Source organism: Oxynema aestuarii AP17 (assembly GCF_012295525.1).
Taxonomy (GTDB): domain Bacteria; phylum Cyanobacteriota; class Cyanobacteriia; order Cyanobacteriales; family Laspinemataceae; genus Oxynema; species Oxynema aestuarii.
Genome location: NZ_CP051167.1, coordinates 307,483 through 333,193 on the forward strand (window position 1 = coordinate 307,483; position 25,711 = coordinate 333,193).

Annotated in this window: 16 protein-coding genes, 1 tRNA gene and 1 pseudogene; 9 read left to right on the forward strand and 9 right to left on the reverse strand. The window is 52.7% G+C overall.

Annotated elements, in window-relative coordinates; translation table 11 throughout:
* Nucleotides 1-278: 278 nt before the first annotated feature.
* A tRNA-Val gene (locus tag HCG48_RS01335) sits at nt 279-352 on the forward strand.
* Between the two features lie 110 nt (nt 353-462).
* Here HCG48_RS01335 and HCG48_RS01340 read toward each other — a convergent pair.
* On the reverse strand, nt 463-2,148 hold the full coding sequence (locus HCG48_RS01340) for a transglutaminase domain-containing protein (RefSeq protein WP_375339323.1): 1,686 nt from the start codon (nt 2,146-2,148) through the stop codon (nt 463-465).
* Between the two features lie 86 nt (nt 2,149-2,234).
* Here HCG48_RS01340 and HCG48_RS01345 point away from each other — a divergent pair, with 86 nt between their 5' ends.
* The 3 genes from HCG48_RS01345 to HCG48_RS01355 all read left to right on the forward strand — a co-directional run bounded on the left by HCG48_RS01345 (nt 2,235) and on the right by HCG48_RS01355 (nt 5,235).
* Complete coding sequence (locus HCG48_RS01345; RefSeq protein WP_320415766.1) at nt 2,235-3,215, forward strand: RNA-guided endonuclease TnpB family protein; 981 nt, start codon at nt 2,235-2,237, stop codon at nt 3,213-3,215.
* A 281-nt stretch (nt 3,216-3,496) separates the two neighbouring features.
* Nucleotides 3,497-4,312 (forward strand): DUF928 domain-containing protein, encoded by an 816-nt coding sequence (locus HCG48_RS01350; RefSeq protein ID WP_168567548.1) that lies wholly within the window; start codon nt 3,497-3,499, stop codon nt 4,310-4,312.
* A 122-nt stretch (nt 4,313-4,434) separates the two neighbouring features.
* Entirely contained in the window at nt 4,435-5,235 is an 801-nt protein-coding gene (locus tag HCG48_RS01355) for a DUF928 domain-containing protein (protein WP_168567549.1), read from the forward strand.
* 58 nt (nt 5,236-5,293) lie between these two features.
* On the opposite strand, the gene HCG48_RS01360 is transcribed toward HCG48_RS01355, so the two are convergent.
* Together HCG48_RS01360 and HCG48_RS01365 are read right to left on the reverse strand one after the other, a co-directional pair.
* Entirely contained in the window at nt 5,294-7,108 is a 1,815-nt protein-coding gene (locus HCG48_RS01360; protein ID WP_168567550.1) for a ShlB/FhaC/HecB family hemolysin secretion/activation protein, read from the reverse strand.
* 72 nt (nt 7,109-7,180) lie between these two features.
* Nucleotides 7,181-14,383, reverse strand: coding sequence for a tetratricopeptide repeat protein (locus tag HCG48_RS01365; protein WP_168567551.1), 7,203 nt, complete (start codon nt 14,381-14,383; stop codon nt 7,181-7,183).
* A 149-nt stretch (nt 14,384-14,532) separates the two neighbouring features.
* On the opposite strand from HCG48_RS01365, the gene dacB reads away from it, so the two are divergent.
* On the forward strand, nt 14,533-15,987 hold the full coding sequence (dacB, locus tag HCG48_RS01370; RefSeq protein WP_168567552.1) for a D-alanyl-D-alanine carboxypeptidase/D-alanyl-D-alanine endopeptidase: 1,455 nt from the start codon (nt 14,533-14,535) through the stop codon (nt 15,985-15,987).
* A gap of 92 nt (nt 15,988-16,079) precedes the next feature.
* On the opposite strand, the gene HCG48_RS01375 is transcribed toward dacB, so the two are convergent.
* Nucleotides 16,080-17,024, reverse strand: a complete 945-nt coding sequence (locus tag HCG48_RS01375; RefSeq protein ID WP_168567553.1) for a homogentisate phytyltransferase — start codon at nt 17,022-17,024, stop codon at nt 16,080-16,082.
* A 93-nt stretch (nt 17,025-17,117) separates the two neighbouring features.
* Nucleotides 17,118-17,981, reverse strand: a complete 864-nt coding sequence (locus HCG48_RS01380) for a methyltransferase domain-containing protein (protein WP_168567554.1) — start codon at nt 17,979-17,981, stop codon at nt 17,118-17,120.
* A gap of 428 nt (nt 17,982-18,409) precedes the next feature.
* Between HCG48_RS01380 and HCG48_RS01385 the strand changes: the two genes are divergently transcribed.
* Nucleotides 18,410-19,744 (forward strand): TrkH family potassium uptake protein, encoded by a 1,335-nt coding sequence (locus tag HCG48_RS01385; RefSeq protein WP_168567555.1) that lies wholly within the window; start codon nt 18,410-18,412, stop codon nt 19,742-19,744.
* On the opposite strand, the gene HCG48_RS26370 is transcribed toward HCG48_RS01385, so the two are convergent.
* A complete protein-coding gene (locus HCG48_RS26370; protein ID WP_281362069.1) occupies nt 19,741-19,869 on the reverse strand; it encodes a hypothetical protein in 129 nt (42 codons plus the stop codon). The genes HCG48_RS01385 and HCG48_RS26370 overlap by 4 nt on opposite strands.
* Nucleotides 19,870-19,881: 12 nt before the next feature.
* On the opposite strand from HCG48_RS26370, the gene HCG48_RS01390 reads away from it, so the two are divergent.
* The 3 genes and pseudogenes from HCG48_RS01390 to HCG48_RS01400 all read left to right on the forward strand — a co-directional run bounded on the left by HCG48_RS01390 (nt 19,882) and on the right by HCG48_RS01400 (nt 22,637).
* Nucleotides 19,882-20,577: a potassium channel family protein gene (locus HCG48_RS01390; protein ID WP_168567556.1), complete on the forward strand. Its 696-nt coding sequence runs from the start codon at nt 19,882-19,884 to the stop codon at nt 20,575-20,577.
* A 297-nt stretch (nt 20,578-20,874) separates the two neighbouring features.
* Nucleotides 20,875-21,913: pseudogene (locus HCG48_RS26740) on the forward strand (RNA-guided endonuclease InsQ/TnpB family protein).
* 121 nt (nt 21,914-22,034) lie between these two features.
* Nucleotides 22,035-22,637 (forward strand): sulfite oxidase-like oxidoreductase, encoded by a 603-nt coding sequence (locus tag HCG48_RS01400; RefSeq protein ID WP_168567557.1) that lies wholly within the window; start codon nt 22,035-22,037, stop codon nt 22,635-22,637.
* 136 nt (nt 22,638-22,773) lie between these two features.
* On the opposite strand, the gene HCG48_RS01405 is transcribed toward HCG48_RS01400, so the two are convergent.
* From HCG48_RS01405 to HCG48_RS01415, 3 genes are all read right to left on the reverse strand, one after another.
* Nucleotides 22,774-24,153, reverse strand: coding sequence for an aldehyde dehydrogenase (locus HCG48_RS01405; RefSeq protein WP_168567558.1), 1,380 nt, complete (start codon nt 24,151-24,153; stop codon nt 22,774-22,776).
* Between the two features lie 56 nt (nt 24,154-24,209).
* Complete coding sequence (locus HCG48_RS01410; protein WP_168567559.1) at nt 24,210-25,115, reverse strand: GUN4 domain-containing protein; 906 nt, start codon at nt 25,113-25,115, stop codon at nt 24,210-24,212.
* 181 nt (nt 25,116-25,296) lie between these two features.
* A complete protein-coding gene (locus HCG48_RS01415) occupies nt 25,297-25,701 on the reverse strand; it encodes an MAPEG family protein (protein WP_168567560.1) in 405 nt (134 codons plus the stop codon).
* Between the last annotated feature and the right edge of the window lie 10 nt (nt 25,702-25,711).

A 25,711-nucleotide genomic window follows, 5' to 3' on the forward strand; every position in this document is an offset into this window, starting at 1 on the left:
ACTTGACTATGGATTCAGTTAAACTTTACAATACCGAAATGGCCGCGATCGCCGCTCGTGTGTCGGTTTCATTGGAGGTTTGGGGAAAAGAGCCTCGAACTTCCATTTTCGCTCGGGCTCCTTGAGATCGAACAGTTGGTGCAACCCCCTATCAAATCCACGAATTGTCCGAAATGACGGGCTTTTCGAGGGATTTTCGACCGGGAGCTAAAATTTTTTGGATTGACCCCTTGCATCTTTCGAGATGCCTGTGCTAAGGTTGTAAACGCATTGGGCGAGGACGCATAGCTCAGTTGGTTAGAGCACCACGTTGACATCGTGGGGGTCACTGGTTCGAGTCCAGTTGTGTCCATTCCTCGAAACCCGCTTTCGGAGCGGGTTTTTGCATTTTTAGGTGCGTAGAAGAGGCGGGGCGATCGCCCCAGGTTCTACACCGGGCGATCGCCTCCCACGGTTGCGCGCTTATTCCTCCGGATTCGGGGGCGGCAGTTCGTCGAGAATAGTAAAGCGAACGTGGTTGAGCGCGAGATCGCCGAGGGGAATTTTGCTTTTATGAATGGGAACCCCATCGAGGCGAAGACTTTCAAAGCGGATCCCTTTCCCCAGCTCGATGTGATGCCACGCCAATCCCATAAAAAAGCGCATCGGGTGCAATCCGCCCTCTTCGTTGTCGTCCGGGTTGGACTCCATCGGAATCCAGCCGATCCCGGGGACGTAAAATTCCAACCAAACGTGATTGTAATCCGGTTGCAGGGGAACGCCCTTACGTTCGGGGTGGGGAGGACATTTGTAGCGACCGACAGTCCGACAGGCGATCCCGTTCAAGCGCAGTAAGGCGAGCAAGACGCCGACATATTCGCCGCACGAACCGACGCCGCGTTCTAACACCACGTCGGGGGGATCGATGTAGGGTTTGATGCCGTAGTCGAGTTTGTCGTAGACGTAATCGCGGATACTGAGGATTTTACGCAACAAGTTGGTTTCGTTGCCGATCGCCTCCCTAGCGGCTTGGCGAACGATGTCGCTATTCATCGCCAGTTGGTCGTTATCGACCAAATAGAGCTGTTTGAACTCCTCGGGAAGTTCGGGGAGGTCTTCGACGTCGCGCGGGGTCAGGTGATATTTGATGCTGTAGAGTTCGACGAGGGCTTTCCAGCCGAAAATCCGGGCTTCGTCCTGTTGGAGGGTATCGAATTTAAACACTGCAAAGCGCTGTCCCCGTTCGGTTTCTTCTTCAAAGGGCATTCCGATCGCGCGAACCTCTTTGAGCCGTTGGCGCGCGGTATCTGCAGGTAAGGCGATCCGCCAGTCGAGCTTTTCAAACTGTACGGGTTCGAGGGGGGACAGTTCCTCGACGTAGGACATCTCCACCAGGTAGCCGTTGGAGAGGGTGTAGTGCTGTTGGGGATGGTACTGGAAGCAAACGGGATGGATGAAGGTGCGATCGCGGAAACTGACTTGATGGGGATTGCTAGCGTTAGGATCGTCGCGGATATAAATTTCTTCTTCGGCGTAGGCGACGTGCAGCAGGCGGTGGGCCGAGACTTGCCGGGGGTCGAAGGCGATCGCCGTCGGATGGGAATAGGGAGTCAGCAGGTTGTAGCGCAAATCCCCGGTGGCGCGGTCCATGCAATAAATCGTCTGCTCTTCGCTATCGCAAATCCACAGGTCTTCTTCGCTGACCGCCAAGTTTTCCTCGCCGATTCCGGGGGCGTAAAATTGGGTGATGATCTCCCCACTATTGCGGTTGAGAATGTAAATATAACCCGCACGCTGACAACTGACGTAAACCGCCGATTCCCAGACCGCCACCCCGCTTAAGCGATCGCCCAATCGAGCAAATTCCTCAAATTTTAACGGTTCGCGACCGAGGCGATCGCGCGCGTCGGGACAACAATACACCGTATCCTCGCGGGTCAGCCACAAGCTCTCTTGCCAAAAGGCCAAACCGCGAACGTCTAAAAAATCCGAAACTTGGTAGGGATTGAGAATGGTGGTGTTCTCGGTGGTCAGGTCGATTTCTAGCAAATGTCCGCGTACCGAATCGACGGCGATCGCGCGATCGCCGAGAAACGTCAACCCGTGCAAGCGATAAACGCCAAACGGTCTGACCGTTCGCAAATCGGCACGAGTCTGAGGGGGTAGCACAGGTGAATCCGAACTCATCAAAACTCCTGGGTCTGAAACCCCGCCCTTTGAGGGCGGCTTTACATTTTACGCGCTATAACGTAAGCATGACTAAAAAGGCGTTCCGATATCGTTTCTATCCAACTCCGAAGCCAGAAAATGTGCTTCGGAGAACGTTGGGTCGTACTTGTCTTGTCTACAACCGAGCTTTGGCGGCAAGGACTGAAGGTTGGTATCAAAGGCAAGAGCGAATCGGGTACAAAGAAACATCGGCCATGCTCGCCGAATGGAAAAAAGAAGACGAGCTTAGCTTTCTGAATGAAGTGAGCTGCGTCCCCTTGCAGCAAGGCTTGCGGCACCTGCAAACAGGGTTTGCTAATTTTTGGGCAGGTCGGGTTCAAGCGCAAAAGGCGCTGTCCCGAAAGATGAACGGTTCTAATAATCGGCACGAACCACGGCTCAAAGTCGCTAACTTGCAAGCCGAAATTGCCGATCCCCGCAACAGCTTTCTTCACAAACTCACAACTCAATTGGTGCGCGACAATCAAGCGATCTCCATTGAGGATTTGGCGGTGAAGAACGGGCTCAAAAACCGCAACTTGGCACAACCCATTTCGGATGCCAGTTGGGGTGAATGGGTTAGGCAGCTTACCTCCAAAAGCGAGTGGTACGGTCGGGAACTGCTCAAAATTGACCGTTGGTTCCCATCCTCGAAACGCTGCTCGAACTGCGAGCAGGACGTCGAACGACTGCATTTGAATGTTCGGGAATGGAAATGTCCTGAATGTGGGCATGAACATGACCGGGACGTAAACGCTGCTATCAATGTCTTGGCCGCCGGGCAAGCGGTGTCAGTCTGGGTCGCGACCGTAAGACCTGAAGAGACTAAATCTCGCTTATGCTGGTGCTACGAAGCAGAAACTCAGATCGTAAGGTCTGGGAATCTGGGCGCCTTTAGGCCGGAGAGGATGTCAAATTGGGGGATCGACGAACTAGCCAGTTACGCCGAACTCCCTCAAGGCGCAAGGAAAGATCGAGGGGTCCTCTTCAGAATAAGGCCAACCCGAACGGGTGCAAACCCAAAGTGATGAAGCCGATCTCAGAGGACTCAACTCTGTGCATTTCGCCCTGCGCGAAACTCACCGCTTGCTCGTTACGTCTACCCTCCTATAAAGAAATGGGTCAAACAGCACGGCAGGATGTCCGCACCGAACCGCAGCTCGTCGATCGCACGCTCGATAATTTATCAACTTTGTCGGGGCGCGATCTGTTCGGGAAGAGCGGTTCGACCACTTTCTCCGAACGGAATACTGGCTATAGCGTCCCTGTCCGAGCAACATAAGGAAATTCACCCAAAGGCTACACGATCGTGATTTGGAGAAAATCCCCCCTAAATTTGTTTTCCCTCGCGGCGCTGTTATCCCTTTCCCTATGGGGTACGCTTGCCTTCCCCACCCGCAGCCGCGCCCATAGCGCTCCCCCTTCGGGGGCGATCGCCCAAGAGTTACCCACGGACTGGAATGCCGCCCCCTTCGACCCTCCCCAAAGTGGTGCGCCCGGACGGCGCATCGGTGGCGCCACGCGGGGTCTGTGTCCGCAAAGCGCCCAAAATATCGTGGCCTTAATTCCGCCGACGAACCAAGGGCAAACCCTCTCCCAACATCCGACTTTCTTCTTTTACATTCCCGAGATCGTCCCGGCCCAGGACATGCAAATTGAGTTTCTCCTCGAAGACCAATCGAACTGGCAAGACGTCAAAACCGTTTATAAAACCACGATGCCGATTCCCAAACAATCCGGGATCGTGGCGATCGCCCTGCCGGATAATGGAGAAAGCGAGGGCTTGGCCGTGGATAAAATTTACAACTGGTATTTCTCGGTAATCTGCGACTACAAAAGCTCCGAACCCCATACCCTCTCTACGGGAGGATGGATCGAGCGCGTCGAAACCCCCAACCCGCTCGCTCAAGAACTAGAAATGGCTTCGGCTGCCGAAAAAGTCGAAATTTACCAAAGAGAACGGCTTTGGTACGATTTGCTCGATACCCTGGCTCAACTCCAAAGCGAAAGCGCCGATAACTCCTCTTGGTCCGCTCGATGGCAGCAGTTGCTCGATGCGGTCGAACTCGACGATATCGCTAACGCGCCGTTGGTCGAATTGAGTTTCGAGCCAGCGACTCCCTAAATTGACTCCTTTGGGGAACACTTCGGGCGATCGATATTCGGAAAGATCGGAACTCAGGGGCTTTCCGTTCGCAAGGCGACGCCAGAGGCGTATCGCCCCTCCTGCATTTAAAGGCATAGATCATGGCTTGGAAATTTTTCCACATTTTTGCGACTTGGATTTTTCTTTCGACGGCATTCGGTCTCTCGACCCTCTCCCTCGATTCCCGACCCGTTCGCGCTCAAGGGACGGTGACGACAGAGTCGGAAGGGTTGACGACGGAATGGAATTCGTTCGAGCCACCGGATCGCGGTACCCCCGGTCGCCGTGTCGGCGGCGGAACGCGCAGTCGCTGTCCGCGAGCGGCATTGGAGTTGACCGCTCTGGTTCCCGAAACCAATTTAGGACGAACGGTTGCCGCCTATCCCACGTTATTTTTCTACGTCCCCGGGATTCCCAACTCTTCGGAAAAAGTTGAGTTCGAGTTGGTCGATGCCAACGATCCCGATCGCGTCTTGTACAAAAGCCTGGTTTCGATTCCGGAACGAGGCGGCACGATCGCCATTTCGGTTCCCGATGACGGCAGCGCTACTCCCTTAGAACCGGATACCTATTACAACTGGTATTTATCCTTCGAGTGCGATCCCAATATGCTCGTGGGAGGGTGGATCGAGCGCGTGGAACTCACCACCCCCCTCCAAGACGAACTCGAAGCCGCTTCGCCGGGCGATCGCCTCGCCATTTACGAACGCGAAGGGCTCTGGTACGACCTGCTGGCCGAACTGTTCCAACTGCGACAAGATCGACCCGCCGATCCTCTCCTAGAGGCACGCTGGCAGCAACTGCTGGCGACGGTCAAACTCGACGATCGCGCCGAGGAACCCCTGCTCGACCTGCCGATGATGCCGTTAGAGGCGCCTGACGCTCCGAATGAGGAGTTTTAAGGGGGAGCGAGTCCAAATCGCGCGATCGCCTCGTGGCGCCTGCCCTTCCAAGCTGTCGTTAAAATTGATAGTTGACATTAAAATAAAACCCTTCATCCTGTGCGTTCTCGCCTTTGTCGTCAATCTCGAAAATGGGACGGGCATAGTCGAGGCGTAGGTTGAAGCCGGGAAAGAGTTGCCACAGCACCCCGACGCCGACCCCTGCTAAAAACGTTTCCCGGGGCAAGCGGTTGGGGTTGTCGTCGTGGTTCCAGACCGTGCCGACATCGAAAAAGGGCGCCACTTGAAAAATCGGAATTCCGGACGCATCCCGGGCGATCGCGATCCGGTTTTCTACGGAAAAACGAAACCCATTATCCCCCGATCGCACGTTTTGGCGGTAACCGCGCAAGGATTGCCCGCCGCCGATGACGAACTGCTGAGACGAAAGTAACGGATCGGGGGAAAGCTGTACGTCCCCTTGAAGAATTAACAATTGCGCACTGCCCAAACGCTGGACGCGCTGGACTTGACCGATCCAACTGAAAAAGCGCCCGTCCGGAATCGGATCGTCATTGGTGGTGGCGTCGAACATCCCAGTCCCCAAATTGAACAGCGATCGCACCGACCAGGCCCCACTGACATCCCGCCGCAGGTAGTCGAGACCGAATTTCACCACACTGGTGCGGCTAATCCCGTCCTCGTCGGGTCCGGTCCCGAAGGGAAACGGTTCCCCGTCCACAAAGGTTTGACTTTCCTGGTGCGTAAACCCTAACGAGAGGGCAAATTCCTGCCGGGGCGATCGCACGAACGGTTGCCGAAAACTAACTTCATATAAATCCGATTCCCCCTCAATATTAAATTCGTCGAACGGTTCCTGGACGATCCCATTCTGATTGGGCGCCACCCGAAGGGCGATCGTGCCGTTCATCGCATTCACTGGAATCCGATAACTGAAATCGAAGGACTGAGAATCCCCCAATCCAAGATAAGACGTGGCCGAAATTTCATCGCCAAACCCGGTTAAATTGCGAAACCGCAGATTCGCCCCCAACCGTTCCGACCCCACACTCGGCGGCGAATAGTTATCGACGCTGAAGCCCCCACTCCAGGGACTCGCCTCTTGTACCCTAACGGTGAGAATACTCTTCCCTAACTCACTTCCCGCCCGCAAACTCGCTTCGATATTCTCGAATAACGGATCGATTCGCAACAAGCGCAATCGATCTTCCAAACGCGCCGTATTTAACGGTTGGGTCGCCCCCAACGCCACCCGCGAACGAATGTAACTCTCGCGAACGCGGTTATTTCCCTCGACTTCGATTTTCTCCAAACTACCTTCGACGATCGTAATCTCGACGACCCCATCTTCAATGGTTTGATCGGCTAAAATCGCGCGGGAGGTAATATAACCGCGATCCAGATATAACTGGGTGATGCGATCGGCCACTTCCCTCAATTCTTCCAGCGTCACCGATCGCCCCTCTACGGAAGCTGCGATTTCGTCAATTTCCGACGCTTCTAACACCGTCGATCCACTCACGCGGACTTCGCGGATTTCGATTTGAATCCCACTCTCGGGAGGTTCGCCTTCCGGGGTCGGCGGTTCGAGGACGGGTTCTTCTTCCTCCGGGGTCGTCGGTTCCGCCTCCGGTAGGGGTTCGATCGGTTGCTGGGTCGGCGGTTCGGGGGGCGGCGTCTGGGCGAGGTTCCCGGAGATCTCCAGTTCGCCTCGATGGGATGGCGCGGGAAACGGCGAGGACAATGCGGCGGCGTTCGCTGCCCCCCAGAACGGCACGATCGCGCAGGTTAAGGCGATCGCGCCCAACCGGATCCGACCATTCCAACCGGAAACAACAGGAGAGTCAGCGATGGTGCGAACGAGGGAACTCATAGTTACAGCTTGTAACGGGGTGGATGAATCAGCGCGTCGGACAGTGAAGCCTGGATGAAGGTGGGGAATCTTTCAGCATCCCATCACTCGCATCAGGATCCCTAAAAAACGGTTGACCTGTTTTTCCCAACTCCACTGGCGCATCACCTCGGCGGCGGCGCGTCCGCGTTGTCGGGCCGTTTCGCGATCTTGCCAGACTCGTTCGAGGGTTTCGACCACTTCCTCGACCTCGGACTCGCCCCAGTCGCGCACCCCGGGGAAACGTTCGGTGGGTTTGACCCGTCCTTGCGATCGCAACGGATAACACCAGTCTTCCCCTATTAAATCTAAATGGCCCGTATTCGCCGAGAGAATCACGGGTAAACCACACGCCATCGTCTCCATCGCCACTAAATTCGTTCCTCCTTCGCAACGATTGGTAAACACCGCCACGTCTGCCTCGCGCATGATTGGCGGCATCAGATAGTTGGGAATTGCCCCCAAATCGATAAACGACCCTTCCGGTAAGCCGTTGGCAACTAACCACGCGCCGATTTGCACTCGGCCATCCTTCCCCACCGCAGGCAATCCGGCGACATGTCCGGTGCGATCGAGTCCCGCCATGAATTGGGGCCAGAAGTTGTGCCACGCGGTCACTAACAGCGCTTCCGGATGGCGCTGGCGAAAGGCTTTAAACGCCGCCACGACAATATCCTGACCTTTGCGATATTCCAACTTGCCGCCGCTAAAAATAACGAAGCGATCGCCGAATAAATTCGCCTTGGGCGCCGGGTGAAATAAGGTGGGGTCGATCCCTTGCTGGACCGTCACCGCGCGATCGAGGCCGTAACTTTGCAAAACTTGGGTATTCCAGCTCGATCCGGTAACAATGGCGTGATATTGCCGCCCCCGTTCCACCATTTCCGGGGTTAACTCCGTATTTTCAAAGAAAATCGTCCCGATCTGATATTTCCCACTCATCGGTTGATGGGTGGCCAGACTCGACAAGTTATTCCCTAAAGCATGAACGATGGGAAAATCGCACCACAAGGATTTCCCCGGATGTTTCGCCAATAACTGCTGTACCTCCTGATAGCGTTCTAAGGCAGGTTGCAGTAGATGACGGTGTAAGGGATTGTCTACTCCGGTGCGATCGGGTCGCATCAATAACATCGGCTGGAAATTCGGGTTTTTTTCCAGTTGCAAGGTTAAATTTAAGCCGTAAATCCCCCATCCGGTGATTCCACTCAGTTGCCAAGTGATGCCGAGGCGCAGGGGTCGAGTTGGAACCGGGGGGGTAAGATTGCCTGTCATCTCGATTTCGCTTTGAGATGGTTGTTCGGTCACTTGTGCTAATAACGTCGTTAATGCCGCCCCCACGGCTGCGCAGGCGCCGGGCCAATCGCCGAGTTGGGGTTGACGGAAGAGGCGCGCCGTCGGATACCAGGGACTATCGGCGCGATCGAGGAACCAGCGCGCGTCCGGGACGAAGGGGATTAAGATCCAGGTGGGTTTTCCTAAGGCCCCGGCTAAATGGGCGACGGCGGTATCGACGGTGACGATTAAATCGAGGTGGGCGATCGCGGCGGCGGTATCGGCGAAATCGTGCAAGTTTGGCGCTAAATCGATAAGACGATCGCTGGAAGGTTCGACCCCTTTCTGCAAGCTGTACAGTTGCACGCCGGGGCGATCGAGTTGTCCGAGTACGAGATCTAAATCGCACGAGCGCCCCCGTCGGTCGCCGTAGCGATCGCTCCCCGCCCACACGATGCCAATATTGATACAGTGCGGTTTTGGGCGTCGGCGATCGGGAAACTCGCCCCCGGCAGATAAATAAGGAACCTCTGCGGGAATCGTCCCGAGGTCGGTGCCGCACAAGTGGGGCAAACTCATTAACGAGGCTTGGCAGTCGCAGGGGGGTAAGGGGTCGTCTTCTGAAATAATTTGTGTTGTATTTGCACTGTTTAATCCGGTTTGAAACAGGCGGACGAGAGGCTGCGGACAGCGCACGATCGCCCGTCCCCCCTGTTGTTCGACGAAAGACAAATAACGAATATATTGCAAACTGTCGCCGAATCCCATTTCCCCATAAAGCAAAATCGTTTTACCATGCAAGGGGGACCCGTCCCACCGGGGGCAATCGAGTTGGGGAACTTCGGCATCGGACTGCTGCAAGCGCCATTCGTATTCGGCGAAGCCGCGCCGTAAATCCCCCGCCAGCATAAGGGCAAAGCCGAGATTGGCGTGAAGGTCCGCGCGGTCGGGGGCGAGGGAAATCCCCCGTTCGTAAACGGCGATCGCCTCGGAGACTTTATTTTGTTCGAGCAAGGTATTGCCCAAGTTGTGATACGCCTTGAGATAGTCGGGGGCGATCGCGATCGCCTGTCGGTAATGGGCGATCGCCCCCTCCCCATCCCCTCTTTTTTTCAGCGCATTGCCGAGATTGTAATAGGGCGCCGGGCGATCGGGAACTAAGGTGACGATCTGGCGCCATTGGGCGATCGCCCCTTCCAGATTCCCCGCATTTTGCAATGTATTCGCCTGTTGAATTAACTGATTCACCCTTTGAGCGAGATCTGGCTGTTGCTGCAGTTGTCGCAATGCGGCGACGACGCGATCGAGGGTTTCCGTCCAGTTTCCCGGTTCTGTCTGGCGGAATAAGCGCGCGGTCGGATACCAGGGGCTATCGTCGCGATCGCCCAACCAGCGCCAATCGGGGGCGAGTCCCAAGACAATCCAAACGGGTTTACCCAAGGCCCCGGCTAAATGGGCGACGGCGGTATCGACGGTGACGACTAAATCGAGTTGGGCGATCGCGGCGGCGGTCTCGGTAAAATCGTGCAAGTCTGGCGCTAAATTATGGATGGGTTCGGGAAAGCTTTCTAAATCTTTTTCCCGTTCTCCCTTCTGTAAACTGTAAATTTCGCAATGGGGGATACTCCACAATTTGCGAAAATCTGCAAGTTTTGCCGAACGGTGGCGATCGTGGGTATGTTGGGGATTGCCCGCCCAGACGAGGCCGATTTTGAAAGCGTCGGATCGGGGAAGTTGTAACCCAGTCGGCGAGGGATGCAGGTAGGGAATATTGGCCCGAATGCGATCCGCCGTCGTTCCCAAAATGCGGGGCAAACTCATCAAGGGGGCGCGAAAGTCGCACTGGGGGAGGGGGTCGCCAAAGGCGATCGCGCGATCGACCCCATCGGCGGTTTGGCACAATTTCACCAACGGTTTGGGAACCAAAACGATCGCCCGTCCCCCGTGGGTCGCGACGAGGGAGGCGTAGCGGACGAACTGAATCGCGTCACCCATCCCCTGTTCGGCGTACAGCAAGACGGTTTCTCCCTGTAAGGGGGAACCGTCCCAGAGGGGCAAGGATTGGGGGGCGCGATCGATCGCCCCGTCCAACCGCCAACGCCACTCGTACTCGGCGAAACCGCGCCGGAAGTCCCCAGAAACGAGTAAACTCATGGCGAGGTTAACGTGGGCGTCGGTAAAGTTGGGGTCGATTTGTAGGGCGTTTTGATAGCAGGCGATCGCCGCGTCGGTTTGGTTGAGGGCTTGGTAAACGTTGCCTAAATTAATGTAAGGGTCGAGATAGTTGGCGCGACGGTCGATTGCGGCGCGGTAGGCGGCGATCGCGCGGTCGAATTCGTACTCGTCGGCGAGGGTATTGCCTAAATTGTTATAGGCTTCGCCGTAATCGGGCTGGAGGGCGATCGCCTGTTCGTAGGCGGCGATCGCCTCTCGGGAATCGCCATGATGCTGCAAGGCATTGCCCAAGTTGTAATACGCTTGCGGGTGATGGGGTTCGGCGGCGATCGCCCCCCGGTACGCCGCGATCGCCTCTGACCAGCGTTCGGCGTCGAAAAGGGCGTTCCCTAAGTTGTAATGGGCGGCGGCGAGGTCGGGTTGCAAGTTTACCGCTTTTTCTAACAGGGCGATTGCCCGTTCGTGTTGCCCTTTTTGTCGCAACAGCGATCCTAAATTGATATAGGGAAGGGCGAAGGTTCGATCGGCGGCGATCGCTCGTTCGTAATTGGCGATCGCCCCGTCGATCTCTCCCCGGTAATGGGCGATCGTTCCTAAGAGTTGCCAGGCTTGGGGATTGTCGGAATTCCCCTCTAAAAGCTGCTGACAAAGGGTTTCGGCGCGATCGTAATCCCGATTTTGGCAGGCTTGGCGGGCGTCGGCGATCGCCCGTTCGACGTCGGACGCGGGCGCGGTCGGCGTCGGGGAGATCGCCGAGACATCCTGGGGACGGGCGGCGAATGCGCCCAGTTCGTCGATGGCGCGATCGAGAACGTCGTCCCATTCGTTCAAGCGCTTTTGACGAAATATCCGCATGGTTGGATACCAGGGCGTGGTCTCCCCTAAGCGCAACCAGCGCCAATCGGGAGACAGACCGAGTAACAGCCATACGGGTTTTCCGAGGGATCCGGCGACGTGGGCGACGGCGGTATCGATGGTAATCACGAGATCGAGGTGGGCGATCGCGGCGGCGGTCGTGTCGAAATCGTGCAAGTCCGGCGCTAAATCGATAATATTTTCAAAGTTTGCCCAGCGATCGCCGAGTTCGTCGGATCCTTTTTGCAAACTAAAATAAGTGATTCCGGGAACGTGTAACAGGCGCGAAAATGCCTCGAACGACAGGGAACGATAGCGATCGCTCGGATGGTTTGGGTTCCCCGCCCAAACGAGTCCGACGTTGAGTGTATTTGTCTGGGGGAGTTTGGGGTGAGAAAACCGCGTTTGTGGCTTTAAATAGGGTATTTTTGCCGGAATAGTCTTTAAATCGGTTTTAAATAAGCGCGGCAAACTCATTAAGGGCGCCCAAAGGTCGAATTCGGGCAAGCGATCGCCGTAAGCATAGAGGCGATCGATGCCTTCGACGGATTGGAGTAAACGCCGTAAGGGCGGCTGAACGAGGGCGATAACCCGGGCGCCGTTCCCCGCAACTAAGGGCGCGTAGCGGATGAATTGGACTGTATCGCCGAGTCCTTGTTCGGCAAATAAGAGAATGGTTTGGCCCTGGATCTCGGATCCGTCCCAGAGAGGGACTTTAAAATCGGGCAGTTGGGGACCGTCTTTGACCCGCCACCGCCATTCGTACTCGTCCCACCCGGGGTTAAATTCTCCCTGGAGTAACAAGGCGACGCCGAGGTTGTTGTGGGCTTCGCCGTAGTCGGGATCGAGGCGCAAGGCTTGGCGGTAGCAGGCGATCGCCCCGTCGATGTCGCCGGAATCTTGCAGGGCAAAGCCGCGATTGTTGTGGGCTTTGGCGTAGTGGGGATCGGCGGCGATCGCGCGGTCGTAGCAGGCGATCGCTCCGTCTAAATCGCCATTTTTCTGCAATAACAAGCCCCAATTGTTATAAGCTTCTGCATGGTCGGGCTTGCGGGCGATCGCTTCTCGATACGCCGCGATCGCCCCGTCGCGATCGCCCGCTTCGGCGAGGGCGTTGGCGAAATTGTAGTAAAGAGGGACGGCGAAGGGGTCTTTTTCTCTCAACCCGGCGATTCCCTGGCGGTAACAGGCGATCGCCTCCGCCAGTTTCCCTGTTTCTTTTAACAACATTCCCAAATTGGTCAACGCGGTGAGGTGGTGGGGATGCTGTTGCAAAATTTGGCGGTAGAGGGTCGCCGCTTCGTCGAGAAATCCTCCTTGATGGCGCGCGATCGCCCCTTCTAAGGAGTTTTGGAGGGAAATAGACGGTTCGGCTTCTCGGTTCACAGGTGGACTCGCGCGATCGACGGCGCCAGGGTGAAAAACTTCGGGGGGGAACAGTTGACGTAACGCTACTTTAACTCGGTCGAACAAGTCGCGCCAATCCCCCGGTTGAGATTGACGAAAAAGGCGCGCGGTCGGATACCAGGGGCTATCGTCGCGATCGTGCAACCAGCGCCAATCCGCAGCAAACGGCAGTAAAATCCAGACGGGTTTAGCCAAGGCCCCGGCTAAATGGGCGACGGCGGTATCGACGGTAATGACTAAATCGAGGGTTCGGACGATCGCCGCCGTATCGGCAAAATCGTTCAGTTGAGGGGCTAAATCGATAAATCTGGGGTTTTTGGCGGCCCAATCGGGGAGAGTTGCCCCTTTTTGCAAACTATATAAATAGATATTCGAGGAATGGGGAAGACCTAACAGTTGGAAAACGTCGGCGAGATCGGCGGATCGGGCGATCGCCGTCGGACTGTCGGAGTGGGTGGCCCAGACGACCCCAATTTTAAAAGCGTCGGCGGGTTGCAGTTCGGGGACGGGTTCGGTGGGGTGTAAATAGGGAACCTCGCTGGGAACGGTTTGCAGGGTCGTTGCCAAAATCCGGGGCAAACTCATCAAGGGGGCGTAAACGTCGAATTCCGGCAAGGGATCCCCGACGGGGACGAGGCGATCGATGGCGGAAATGCTTTGAAATAAACGGATGAGAGGGGGATGAGCTTCGACGACGACCCGCCCGCCTTTAGCGGCGACGAGGGGAACGTAGCGGATGAATTGGAGGGCGTCGCCGAGTCCTTGTTCGGCGTGGAGAAGGATGGTTTTTCCCTGGAGGGGCGCCCCGTCCCAGACGGGTTGAGGAAAGGATCGGGGGGTTTTTCCGGGCAGTTTCCAGCGCCATTCGTACTCGACGAAGCCCTGTTGCCAGTCTCCAGCGAGGAGGAGGTTGAGGGCGCGATTCCAGTGGGCGACGTCATGGCGGGGGTTGAGGGCGATCGCGCGATCGTAGTGAAATTGGGCGGATTTTACTTTTCCCAAGGCTTGCAAAGCGTTAGCGAAATTGTAGTGAATTTCGGCATCGTCGGGACAAAGGTCAATCAGTTGGCTGAACTGAGCGATCGCGCCGGAAAAATCTCCAGAATTTTGTAGCAAAATGGCCAAATTGTTGTAAGCTTTAGCATATTGGGGATCGAGGGCGATCGCTTGTTGATAATAGGCGATCGCCACTTTTTTTTCGCCTCGGTGTTGGTAGAGGTTCCCCAGGTTATAGAAGGCTTGCGGGTAGTGGGGACGCAGGGCGATCGCTTGTCGGTAATGGGCGATCGCGCGGTCGCACTCTCCGGAGTTTGAGAAAGTATTGGCTAAATTGTAGTGAATTTGGGCAGAATCCGGCTCAAGTTCGAGGGCTTTTCGGTAATAGGCGATCGCGCGTTGCCAATCTCCTTCGTCCGAGGCGATCGTCCCCAGCAGTCCGAGAACTTCCACGGAGTCCGGGGTCTCCCCCAGCAGTTCTTCCGCGATCTGACGCGCTGCCGCGAGGGACCGTGCCTGGTAAAATTGTGCTGCGCTAGCGAACCGCATTGCGTCCGGTCGTCCCCGATTCATGTCGCCGTCCCCGTGAGTCTGGATTCTCAGTTTATCAAGGGGTTGGCCGTTTTTTTTCGCGAAGTTTTTCGGATGCGATCCCGGGAAGCGCGAATTTTACTCCCGATTCCCGATTTCCCCAAGCTATGAAACTGCAACACGCCGCTATTTTATTTTCCCTGGTTGTTTTCAAACCCGATTTAGCCCTCTCCGCGTCTTCGGAGGGGATTTGCGAGTCGCAACTTCCCCAGGCGATCGCCGAAATTACCGAAAGACCCGAGTTAAGGCGATCTCGGTGGGGAATCGCGATCGAACCGTTGGCGGCGAAGGGCGATCGTCCGATTTACGATCGCGAAGGGAATCGCTATTTTATTCCCGCGTCTAATGCAAAATTGTTGACCACCGCCGCCGCGTTGCAAACATTAGGCGCAAATTTTCGCATCACAACCTCGGTCTACGGTCCCGAGTCTGCCGATCCCGACGGCGTTTTATCTTATATCCGCATTGTCGGACGGGGGGATCCGAGTTTCGGCGAAGCCCAAATGCGATCGCTGGCGTCCCAGTTGCGCGATCGCGGCGTCCGCCAAATTACCCAGGCGATCGCCCACGACGGCTATTTCCCCGGGTCTCCCATCCATCCGAACTGGGAATGGGAGGACATTCAGGCGGGTTACGGCGCCCCGGTCACCAGCCTGATTTATCGGCAAAATGCCGTTGAATTGACGGTATACCCGCAAGCTGTCGGCCAACCGTTGCGCCTCGCGTGGACGAACCCCGCAGAAGCCGGAAACTGGCAGGTTGAGAACCGCACGACCACCGTGGAAACCGACGGGAAAGAATGGCTGCAACTGAGCAGGGATTTCGCAAAACAGACGGTGATTCTCTCGGGACAACTGCGCGCCGGGTCGCCACCGGAGGACGTGGCGATCGCCGTTGGCGATCCGACCCAGCATTTTTTAGAAAACTTGCAAAGAATTTTCGCCGAGGAAGGGATTCGTGTCTTGCGCGTCACTTCCAGTTCGGAAAAGATTACGGAAGAAACAGAAATCGCAAAAACCCTCTCGCCAAACCTTGTGGAGTTAGTGCAAGAAGTCAATGAAGACAGTAACAACCTCTATGCGGAAGTGTTGTTGCGATCGCTCGGCGTTGCTACAAATGAGGCTACAAATAGCGCGATCGCTGCCGGATTAAACCGTTTGAAAACCAGCTTAACTCAGTTAGGAGTCGATCCGGATACCTATCAATTAGGCGACGGTTCCGGGTTATCGCGTCAGAGTTTGGTCAGTCCCCAAGCATTCGTGCAAACCTTACGCGCAATGGCGTTATCTCCGAACGGGTCGTTATACCGAGAATCCTTACCCCTAGGGGGAAGTAGCGGTACGCTAAAATGGCGATTTCGCGAAACACCTGCATTCGGTCGCGTCCGCGCCAAAACCGGAACTTTGACGGGAGTATCGAGTTTATCCGGTTATGTGGACAATGAAGAATACGATACGTTGCTATTTAGTATTATGGTCAATCAATCGGAACGATCTGCGTCTATTTTACGGGGGGCGATCGATGAAATTGTGGTGTTATTAAGTACGTTGAAACGGTGTTGAAATTTTAGGGTTTGGAGGGACACGGCATTGCCGTGTCCCTCCGGGGATTTGGCGACTCGATTCAAGCATTTGTTCTGGATAGGTCTATGTTTTTAAAACCAACAGGCGGCGGGAAAAATCAGATATTCCAGAAAAAAGAGTTTCCAAATAAATTGATAGCAACTGGCAATTTGCGATCGCTCTTTTAAATCCACTTTTTGTGTTCGCCACCACAGTAAACCGAGGGCGAAAAGATGGGAAGCGATTAGAAAAATGGGATTGACACTGATAAATAAAAAGAAACCGCCTAACAAAATGGCGAAGTAAGCCACCGTTATCGTCCATCGGGCAAGATTGAAGACGGCGGGGGCACCGAGGCGAATCGTAAATGTGGTGATATTATATTGTTTGTCGCCTTCAATGTCAGGGATATCTTTGAAAATGGCGATCGCAAATGTAAAAATTAAAATAAATAGGGTTAACGCCCACACTGCGAGAGGAATATCGAAAACTTCTCCGGTTAAGTTTTCCGGATGAGTTAGCAGCCAGTGATGGTGTAAAAACAGCCCTAAATTAACAATAATCCCGCGAACGGTGTAAATACAGAAAGATGCCCAAAACGGGAACCGTTTTAAACGAATTGGCGGTAAAGAATACGCCGTACCGAGGGCAATGCTAATTCCGACCGTAGCGAATAACCAAGGACCTTGAAGCAAGGCGATCGCGATCGCACTCACTCCAGTGATGGCAACAATTGCCCGTCCTCGATTGATTGTAAATTCTCCGGAGGCGATCGGTAAATGGGGCTTATTAATGCGATCGATTTCGATATCTTCGAGTTGATTTAAGCCGACAATGTAGATATTTCCACACAAACACGCCAGCCAAGTTAAGCTAGCATAAAATAAGTTTTCAGGGGCGATCGAACTCCCGGTGAGGGCGATCGCGATCGCGTACAATCCCCATACACTTAATGTCGTTCCGATGATTGTATGCGGACGAGAAAACTTCCAAAAGGCGTACAAATTTCCATTTAACGATAATAAAGAACCATTCATATTCAAACAATTTTTTGTTGACAAAAACAGGATCTAGATAGATTTTATGGTGCGGGCATTTTACCCGCGATCGACCCAATCAAAACTCAAACTTTACTTACTTCCATATAATACCCCATAACGGACTAAACCGCGTTGATAACCGTCACGCATCAACCCCAAAGCCAACGCACCCTGAACCGTTTTCCAGCCAGAAAATAACAATTCTAATAAAATTTTGGGTTCTAAAGCCGACTCGATGACTCGATCCCAAAAGGGGGCAACATTTGCCGACCAGTCCTCAGTGTGAAGCTGGCAAAATCCGATCGCCTCGGCTATTTGTTCGTATTCGTTTAACGCGATTACGTAAGGCAAATAATAAACACGATAAATATCGGCGAGATGGCGACGTTCGGACTCGGTTAAAGGGGGTTCGGGAGGGGCGACATTGCGGTGACACCAGGTGGCAAAAATAAACGTCCCGCCGGGTTTGAGGACGCGGTAACATTCTTGTAAAAACTGTTTTTTATTCGGCATGTGTTCGCCACTTTCTAAAGACCATACTAAGTCAAAAGAGTTATTTTCAAAGGGCATTTCTAAAGCATTGGCGACCTGAAAATTGCAATCCAATCCCGCAGCTTCTGCCCGTTCGGTAGCGCGTTGTGCTTGAACCGGACTAAGGGTAATTCCGGTAACGGTAGCATCGAATTTTTCTGCTAGATAAAGACTGCTGCCACCGATTCCACAGCCGACATCTAAAACAGAGTGAGTTAGGGGGGTCAAATCTCGGGATAAATGGAGGGAGGTTTGAGTTAATAATTCTTCGATTAAATCAATTTGGGCTTGGCGACGATCGCGCGATCGCTCGTCTGGAGAAGGATAATAACCGTGGTGCATGTGTTCCCCCCAAATGCTTTCCCACAGGGTCGAGGATTCATCGTAAAATTGTTGGATGTTTTCGTAAAGTGTAGAATTCATAGGGATTGACTCAGTAGAAGAACCGTTTTAGAATATAAAAATTTAGCCGACAGAACCGGAAAAGCAAAACAAAATCGAACGTTTATTTAAATTACCAGATTATTGATAGACTTTCAATAAAATCCTGGGGAGGACTCAGAGATGATTGACATTTAAATTCATCATCTATCTAGGATTCTTTTGGTAAACCCTTATATTTCTAAATGATGGTTAAAAAGGAACGGTCGTCATGTCGGGAATTTTTGCACGATCGCCCGTCAGCCAGATTCCGAGTTTTTCCTTAACCTGATACAATTTATCTAAATCTCAGACCTGGATCGCGATCGAACTCTTATTTTCTATCAGTTTGACTGAATTGCCTCTCAGTAAACGGGGTTAAAAAGAGTTTGTCGATCTCCCAATCTAAAATCTAGAATCTAACATCCTCAATGACTGTTTCTCGAACAATTTGTCTTGGATTCTTGGCAGTAATTAGCATCGGCACAATTTTATTGATGCTGCCAATTTCCACTAGCGATGGGTCTTGGAACAATTTCGTAACGGCATTGTTCACCTCGACCTCTGCGGTCTGCGTGACGGGCTTAATTGTGGTCGATACGGGCAGCTATTACTCGCCAGTTGGCGAGTTTTTAATTGCCTTATTAATTCAGGTCGGCGGTTTAGGGTACATGACCGCGACGACGTTTTTACTATTGTTACTGGGTCGAAAATTCAAACTGAAAGAAAAACTCGCTATCCAGCAGTCTTTAGACACGCCGGGAATGGCTGGGGTGGTCGGTTTGGTGCGATCGATTATTGCGATGACCTTAATCTTTGAATTGACGGGTGTTTTCTTACTGTTGTTAGTGTTCGTCCCGAAGCATGGTTTCGATTATGGCTTGTGGCTGTCGATTTTCCACAGTATCAGCGCCTTTAACAATGCTGGGTTTAGTTTATTTTCAGACAGTTTAATGGGCTATGCCGATTCTTCAATTTTAATTTTAACGATTAGTTTCTTGATTATTTTCGGCGGAATCGGCTATCAAGTCATTATGGCGATGTTTCTGTGGTTGCGCGATCGCCTCACCGGGCGATCGGAACGGGGATTATTTTCCCTACATTTCAAAATCGTAACTACGACGACCCTATTTTTATTAATCGTCGGAACTCTCGCATTTTTCAGTACGGAAGTCAACAATCCCGACACCTTAGCGCCGTTAAATTTCGGGGAAAAATTACTCGGGGCGTGGTTCCAATCGGTGACCACGCGAACCGCCGGATTTAACAGTATTGACATCGCTGCGATGACCCCGGCGGCAATTTTTATCACGATTCCGTTCATGTTTGTGGGGGCGTCGCCGGGAAGTACGGGAGGGGGAATTAAAACCACCACGGCGCGGATTTTAGTGATCTGTACGAAAGCCGTTTTACAAGGGCGGGAACAGGCATTATGTTTTCAGCGACAAATCCCGGTGGAAATGATTTTAAAAGCGGTTGGCGTGGTCGTCGGGTCGATTGGAACTACGATCGCCGCCATTATTTTAATCACTCTGACCGATCCGAATTTACCGTTTATCGAAATCATGTTCGAGGTGGTTTCCGCTTTTGCGACGGTCGGATTATCCATGGGAATTACGGCGAGTTTGTCCACCCCTGCCAAACTGATTTTAGTCGTGACGATGTACGTCGGGCGGGTGGGAATTTTAATGTTAATGAGTGCGTTGCATGGCGACCCGCGACCGACGACGATCCGCTATCCGGAGGAAGATCTACTCGTGGGTTAGCCCCGATTCCCTCCCGATCGCGCCGTCGCCCAGTTCCTTGATAATGTTAAAAACAAATCGATCGCGTAGTGGGCGATCGCCCCGGAGGGTGGCCCCAAAATTTCCCCTCTGTTTTCAGTTGCCAAAGGTTAAGCAGTGTGAATCTATCGTCTTTGAGTTTCTTTCGCAGTTTGCGTTCGGAGAACCGCCAATTTGCCGTAATTGGCTTGGGTCGTTTCGGTCGGGCCGTCTGTCTGACCTTACACGGTTTAGGTTACGAAGTGCTCGCCGTAGATAGCGATGAAAAAAAAGTCAACCAAGCCCTCAACGATCAAATTGCCTCTCACGCGGTCCAACTCGACACCACCGAACCCAATTCCTTGGAAGAGGCGGGACTGACCGAATTCGATACCGTGATCGTGGCGATCGGGAATTACTTAGCCCAGAGTATTATCACCACCCTCAACCTCAAAGAAGCGGGGGTCAAACACGTGGTCGCCAAAGCGTCCTCGGAAACCCACATGAAATTACTCAATAAAGTCGGCGCCGATCACGTCGTCTTTCCCGAACGAGAAATGGGTTGCGCCTTAGCGCGATCGTTGACCAAACCCAGCATTCTCGATCGCTTCGAGCTCGACACCGATCACAGCATCGTCGAAGTTCTCGTTCCCGAACACTTCGACGGAAAAACCATTTCCGAACTGGAACTGCGCAAACGCTACGGTCTGACCGTCCTCGCCGTCGGATTAGAAAACAAATTTGAGATCAACCCCCCGCCGACGATGCGCCTGCATAAAGGAACGGCAATGGTGGTGATCGGCGCCAACAAAGAAATCGATCGCCTCGCCAGCTAAAACCGCTTTCCTTCCCAGGTTTTCTCTCATGTAGATCGGTTCGGTCCGGGGTTAAAAACAGGGTTTAAATTCCTACCTAAAGTCTCCTAAACTTACTCACTTTTATGCATATCATAAGGGTTTGAGTAAGTTTAGAATGGCCGAAGCCGCAAAAATCGTGGATTCACCATCTCCATTGTTTTCTGCTAGTCTTTATGGTAGCCGAAGTGAGCCGAACCCAAAGAGGGTTGAGGAGTTAAAAAGTGAGTGAAAAGCTTTAAGACCAAGCTAGACTTAAATAACCGACAACGAACGCTGATGGCGAAACATGCAGGAGTAGCTCGACACGCTTGGAATTGGGGACTGGCTACTTGTAAGGAAATATCAGAAGCCGGAGGCAAACTGCCAACCGCCATAGACTTACACAAAAGATTAGTCGCCGAGGTAAAAAGTCAGAATCCTTGGTACTATGAGGTTTCCAAATGTAGCCCTCAAGAAGCGTTGCGTCACCTCAATCAAGCGTTTAAGCGAGTTTGGCAAGTCAAAGGAACAGGTTTCCCCAAGTTTAAGAAAAAGAATGTCAAAGAGAGTTTTTACCTGGAAGGAAGCATTAAAATTTCCGGTGATTGGGTGAAGCGACCTCGGATCGGTTGGGTAAGAAGCCACGAACAGTTACCACCAGTCCATCCTAAAACGTCATTATAAGTAAACGAGCAGGAGACTGGTATATTGCCTTCAAGATTGATTTTGAACCATCCCCCCTTCGCCCCCCTTTGAAAGGGGGGCGAAGGGGGGATAGAGAGCGGATTGGGGTAGATGTAGGAATTAAAAGGCCACCCTGAGCGATGGTAAAATCTATCCCAATCCGAAAGCTTATCGTCAGGCCAAGAAAAAACTGGCCAAACTCCAGAAAGAACTAAGCCGCCGTCAAACAGGAGGTAAAAATCGAGAAAAAACTAAACTCAAGTTAGCTAAAGCCCACCGACGCATCGCGGATATTAGAGCCGACCATTTACACAAGTTAACAACTTACTTAGCCAAGAACCACGGCGAAGTAAAAATTGAAGACTTAAATGTGTCAGGAATGCTCAAAAATCACAAGCTGGCTGGTGCGATTGCGGATGGTGGGTTTGATGAGTTCCGTCGTCAGCTTGAGTATAAATGCGAGTGGTATGGGAGCAAACTAACGCTGATTGACCCGTGGTATCCCAGTTCGCAGATCTGTTCCAACTGCGGACACCGACAAAAAATGCCCCTGGACCGAAGACAGTATGATTGTCCGAACTGTCACGTCTCCATAGATCGTGACTTAAATGCGGCAATTAATGTAGAAAACGCGGAGAGCTCAGCCGTGTAAGCCTAGTGATGTAAAGGTCTTGGAAGATCCAAGCTAGGAACTAAACATCAAATGATTAAGTTTGAGTAAGTTTTAGAGAGCGGTATACTGCTCCTAATACTGATGCAATTGTTCGAGAACCATGTTGGGCAAATTTTTTAAAAAACCCGGTCCGGAATTGGGCGATCGCGTCCCGCCGGGTCAGCATTTGACCAATGGCTTTCCAGTTTTGACTTACGGCGATACCCCGCAACTGTCCGCCGACGAGTGGGAATTTAAAGTCTGGGGGTTGGCAACGCCGAAAACCTTTACCTGGGAAGACTTTATGGCGATGCCACAACACGAGTTTACCGCCGATTTCCACTGCGTAACGCGCTGGTCCAAACTCGATGTCAAGTGGACCGGGGTTAAAGTCACCGACTTTCTCCAACAAGTCGAAATCGACCCCAAAGCGGTTCACGTCATGGAACATTGCTACGGCGGTTACACCACCAACCTCCCCCTGGAAGATTTTGCCCGCGAACAAAACTTTTTCGCCCATACCCTGTTTGGCGAACCCCTCCCGGCGGAACACGGCGGACCGATGCGTCTGGTGGTTCCCCATCTCTACGCCTGGAAAAGCGCCAAATGGATTAACGGACTCGAATTTCTCGATAAGGAAGAATCGGGATTTTGGGAACGCAACGGCTACCACAAACGGGGCGAACCCTGGGCCGAAGAACGCTACAGCAATGCGTTGTTCTAACTTCGACGGGTTGGGAAAAAGATGTAGGGGCGAAAAATAGGCGAAAAGTAGGTGAAAAATATGCACGCCCATGTTTCGCCCATTCTTCACCCCTACTGCAAGGTTTTCACAAAATCCTGCAAAATCTTACAACATCCTACTGGCCCAAAAACTTTTTAACCAGTTTCAACTTCCCGGCATAAGGGGGATAACGCAGGTCGAGATCCAGCCAGAAAGACTTTTTCAAAACGCTTTTGCGGTGGGAAAAGGTATCGAAACTGGCTTTTCCGTGATAGGCGCCGATACCACTCGGACCGACGCCGCCGAACGGGAGTTCCGCGACCCCCACATGCATAATCGTGTCGTTGAGACAGACCCCTCCAGACGAAGTTTCTCGGACAATCCGCGCCTGTTTTTCCTTATCGTTCGAGAACAGGTACAACGCGAGGGGTTTCGGACGTTGGTTGACGATCGCGATCGCCTCGTCGAAGCGATCGTAAGGAATAATCGGTAAAATCGGCCCGAAAATCTCCTCTTGCATAAGTGGCGCGTCTAAGGCGACGTTCTCCACCAGAGTCGGCGCGATGTAGCGATCGCCCGGGTCGAGTTCGCCCCCCGTCACGATTTGAGCATCTTGCAGTAAACTTGCAAGCCTTTGAAAATGCTTGTCACTGACAATCCGTCCAAAATCGGGACTCTCTTGGGGGCTAGGCCCGAAAAATTGATGTAACTTTTTCTGAATTTCCGCGACGAAATCCGCCTGGATCCGGCGATCGACGAGTAAGTAATCCGGCGCGATGCAAGTCTGTCCCGCATTGAGAAACTTACCCCAGGTTACCCGGGTCGCCGCCGTTTCCAAATTAATCTGAGGATCGACAATACACGGACTTTTCCCGCCGAGTTCCAACGTGACCGGAGTCAACTGTTTCGCCGCCGCCTCCATCACCCGTTGGCCGATCGCCGTTCCTCCGGTAAAAAAGATATGGTCGAATTTCTCTGCGAGTAACCCCTGAGAGACCTCCGCATCTCCCTCCACCACGCTGATATAGCCCGGATCGAAGACGGCGCCAAACAATTTGGCAATCACACGGGACGTATTCGCCGAAACCTCGGAAGGCTTGACGATCGCGCAATTTCCCGCCGCGATCGCCCCAATTAAGGGTTCGATCGCCAAATTAAACGGATAATTCCAGGGACTGATTATTAAAACCACCCCCAACGGTTCGGAATAAACCCGCGCCGAAGCGGGAAATTGTTCGATTCCCGTCGCCACTTTTTGCGGTTTGACCCACGATTTAATCTGTTTGAGGGCGTAATCGATTTTGCTAACGCTGCCAATTTCGGTTAAATACGCTTCTAAATGCGGTTTTCTCAAATCCGCTTGAACCGCCGCGATAATCTCTGCTTCGTGGTCGAGAATGGCTTGTTTGAGCTTTTTGAGTTGTTCGATGCGAAAGTCAACCGATTTCGTCCGACCCGTCGCAAAAAATTGCCGTTGTCTTTCAATAATTTCCCGAACTGGAGTAGCAGTGAGCATGAAATTGTCCTAAATTTAATTAATTTTGAGGGCGTTGTTTCTATTGTAAGGACTTTTCAATCGTTAAAACGGGCGATCGCCGCTTCTAAAAGTTCCGCCGCCGTTACTTCTCCCTTACCATAACAGGCGCGCTGTTGCCAAGCGAAAATCGGCAAATGTCCGGGAGGGGCTTCTAATGAGAAATCGACCTCATCGTAGTACAACCAATTATCGCGATCGCGCCAACCGACGCGATCGCAAAATACCGTATAGTCGCCGCCGACTTCTTGCCAAACTGTTCGCTGAACCCGCAACCCAAAGCGCCCGTGACTGTACGCTTGCCAAGCCCAATCCAGAGTCCCGAGATCCATGCTGGGGAAATATTCGAGATCTTCACAATTCAAATAGCCTTTCCCCTGACGATCGCCCGCCGTTAGCATCAGCGATCGGGTCATTTCATCCGCCTGTTGCCACTCTCCCGCCGCCAGTAAGTTTAACAGTTCTGTATAATCGATTCCGACCTCGGAACTCGGATAAGGATTCTCTGGCTCGTCCGCTTCAATCTTGGGAGTAAAATATTGAGAAATCTGGCTTAATTGGGCTTTAATTTCGTCAAAAGAACTGCGATCGAACGTCGCTAAAAGTTGTTGCAATTGTTGTTTGATTTGCGATCTTTCTCGACGAGCTTCTTCTAAGACGCGATCGAGGCGATCGATTTTCGCTTCCAAACGGGCGATCGCCTCGATTGGGTCGGTTTGCGAAGCGCGATCGCCATATTCTTGCCGATATTCTCGCCCAACGCGATCGCGAACCCAGAGTTTGATCGCCCAATGAATCTGCTGTTGTTGCTTGTCGAGAAAGGCGCGATAAAGGGGACTGCGCGGGCTTCCTGGAAGCGGCGTTAAATCCCAACCACACCCGAGACATCGCCGAACAGTTTCGGGGTCGTATTCGCGATCGCAAATCGGGCAAAAACAGGGCATAAAAACCGTACATAAAAACAGGGCATATAACCATCGAACCTTTCCCAAACTGGAATGATGGGAAAACCAAATTGACGGCGATCGCCACCGATCGAGATCGATTTAATCTTTATCAATTCAAACAATTAGGGTAAAATTTTATAAGAAAGGGTGCGATCGCCCCTTTTAATTTAATTTTTATTTATTCGATCGCCCCCGTGGCCAGCAGTCGAATCACGACCCCAATTAAGGCGCCGAGAATCAAGATCAAACTGGTGAGAGAACCGATCGCAAACCCGATCGATCGCTTTTCCGGTGCCTTGTAATAGCCCCAGGCATAAACGATCCTGCCGACAATCCACAAAGATCCCAAACCACTGCCCCAAATGGGATTAATAAATTCACAAAATAACCATAATGCAGGGAGAAATAAAACGAGCTGTTCTAAAGTATTTTGTTGGACCCGAAAAACCCGCTCGAAATCCGGATCTCCAGAGGTTTGAGGGGCGGGAATCTTATATTTAACTCGCGCTCTACCCACATTAATAATCACACTCAGGTAGAGAATTAAACTGGCGATCGTCACCAAACTCGGCCATGCTGACATGAACTTAATT

Bases quoted from the DNA above. Each gene is read 5' to 3' on its own strand.
- HCG48_RS01345 (WP_320415766.1), top strand. From the start codon at position 2,235: ATGACTAAAAAGGCGTTCCGATATCGTTTCTATCCAACTCCGAAGCCA.
- HCG48_RS01355 (WP_168567549.1), top strand. From the start codon at position 4,435: ATGGCTTGGAAATTTTTCCACATTTTTGCGACTTGGATTTTTCTTTCG.
- HCG48_RS01360 (WP_168567550.1), bottom strand. From the start codon at position 7,108: ATGAGTTCCCTCGTTCGCACCATCGCTGACTCTCCTGTTGTTTCCGGT.
- HCG48_RS01365 (WP_168567551.1), bottom strand. From the start codon at position 14,383: ATGCGGTTCGCTAGCGCAGCACAATTTTACCAGGCACGGTCCCTCGCG.
- dacB (WP_168567552.1), top strand. From the start codon at position 14,533: ATGAAACTGCAACACGCCGCTATTTTATTTTCCCTGGTTGTTTTCAAA.
- HCG48_RS01375 (WP_168567553.1), bottom strand. From the start codon at position 17,024: ATGAATGGTTCTTTATTATCGTTAAATGGAAATTTGTACGCCTTTTGG.
- HCG48_RS01380 (WP_168567554.1), bottom strand. From the start codon at position 17,981: ATGAATTCTACACTTTACGAAAACATCCAACAATTTTACGATGAATCC.
- HCG48_RS01385 (WP_168567555.1), top strand. From the start codon at position 18,410: ATGACTGTTTCTCGAACAATTTGTCTTGGATTCTTGGCAGTAATTAGC.
- HCG48_RS01400 (WP_168567557.1), top strand. From the start codon at position 22,035: ATGTTGGGCAAATTTTTTAAAAAACCCGGTCCGGAATTGGGCGATCGC.
- HCG48_RS01405 (WP_168567558.1), bottom strand. From the start codon at position 24,153: ATGCTCACTGCTACTCCAGTTCGGGAAATTATTGAAAGACAACGGCAA.
- HCG48_RS01410 (WP_168567559.1), bottom strand. From the start codon at position 25,115: ATGCCCTGTTTTTGCCCGATTTGCGATCGCGAATACGACCCCGAAACT.
- HCG48_RS01415 (WP_168567560.1), bottom strand. From the start codon at position 25,701: ATGTCAGCATGGCCGAGTTTGGTGACGATCGCCAGTTTAATTCTCTAC.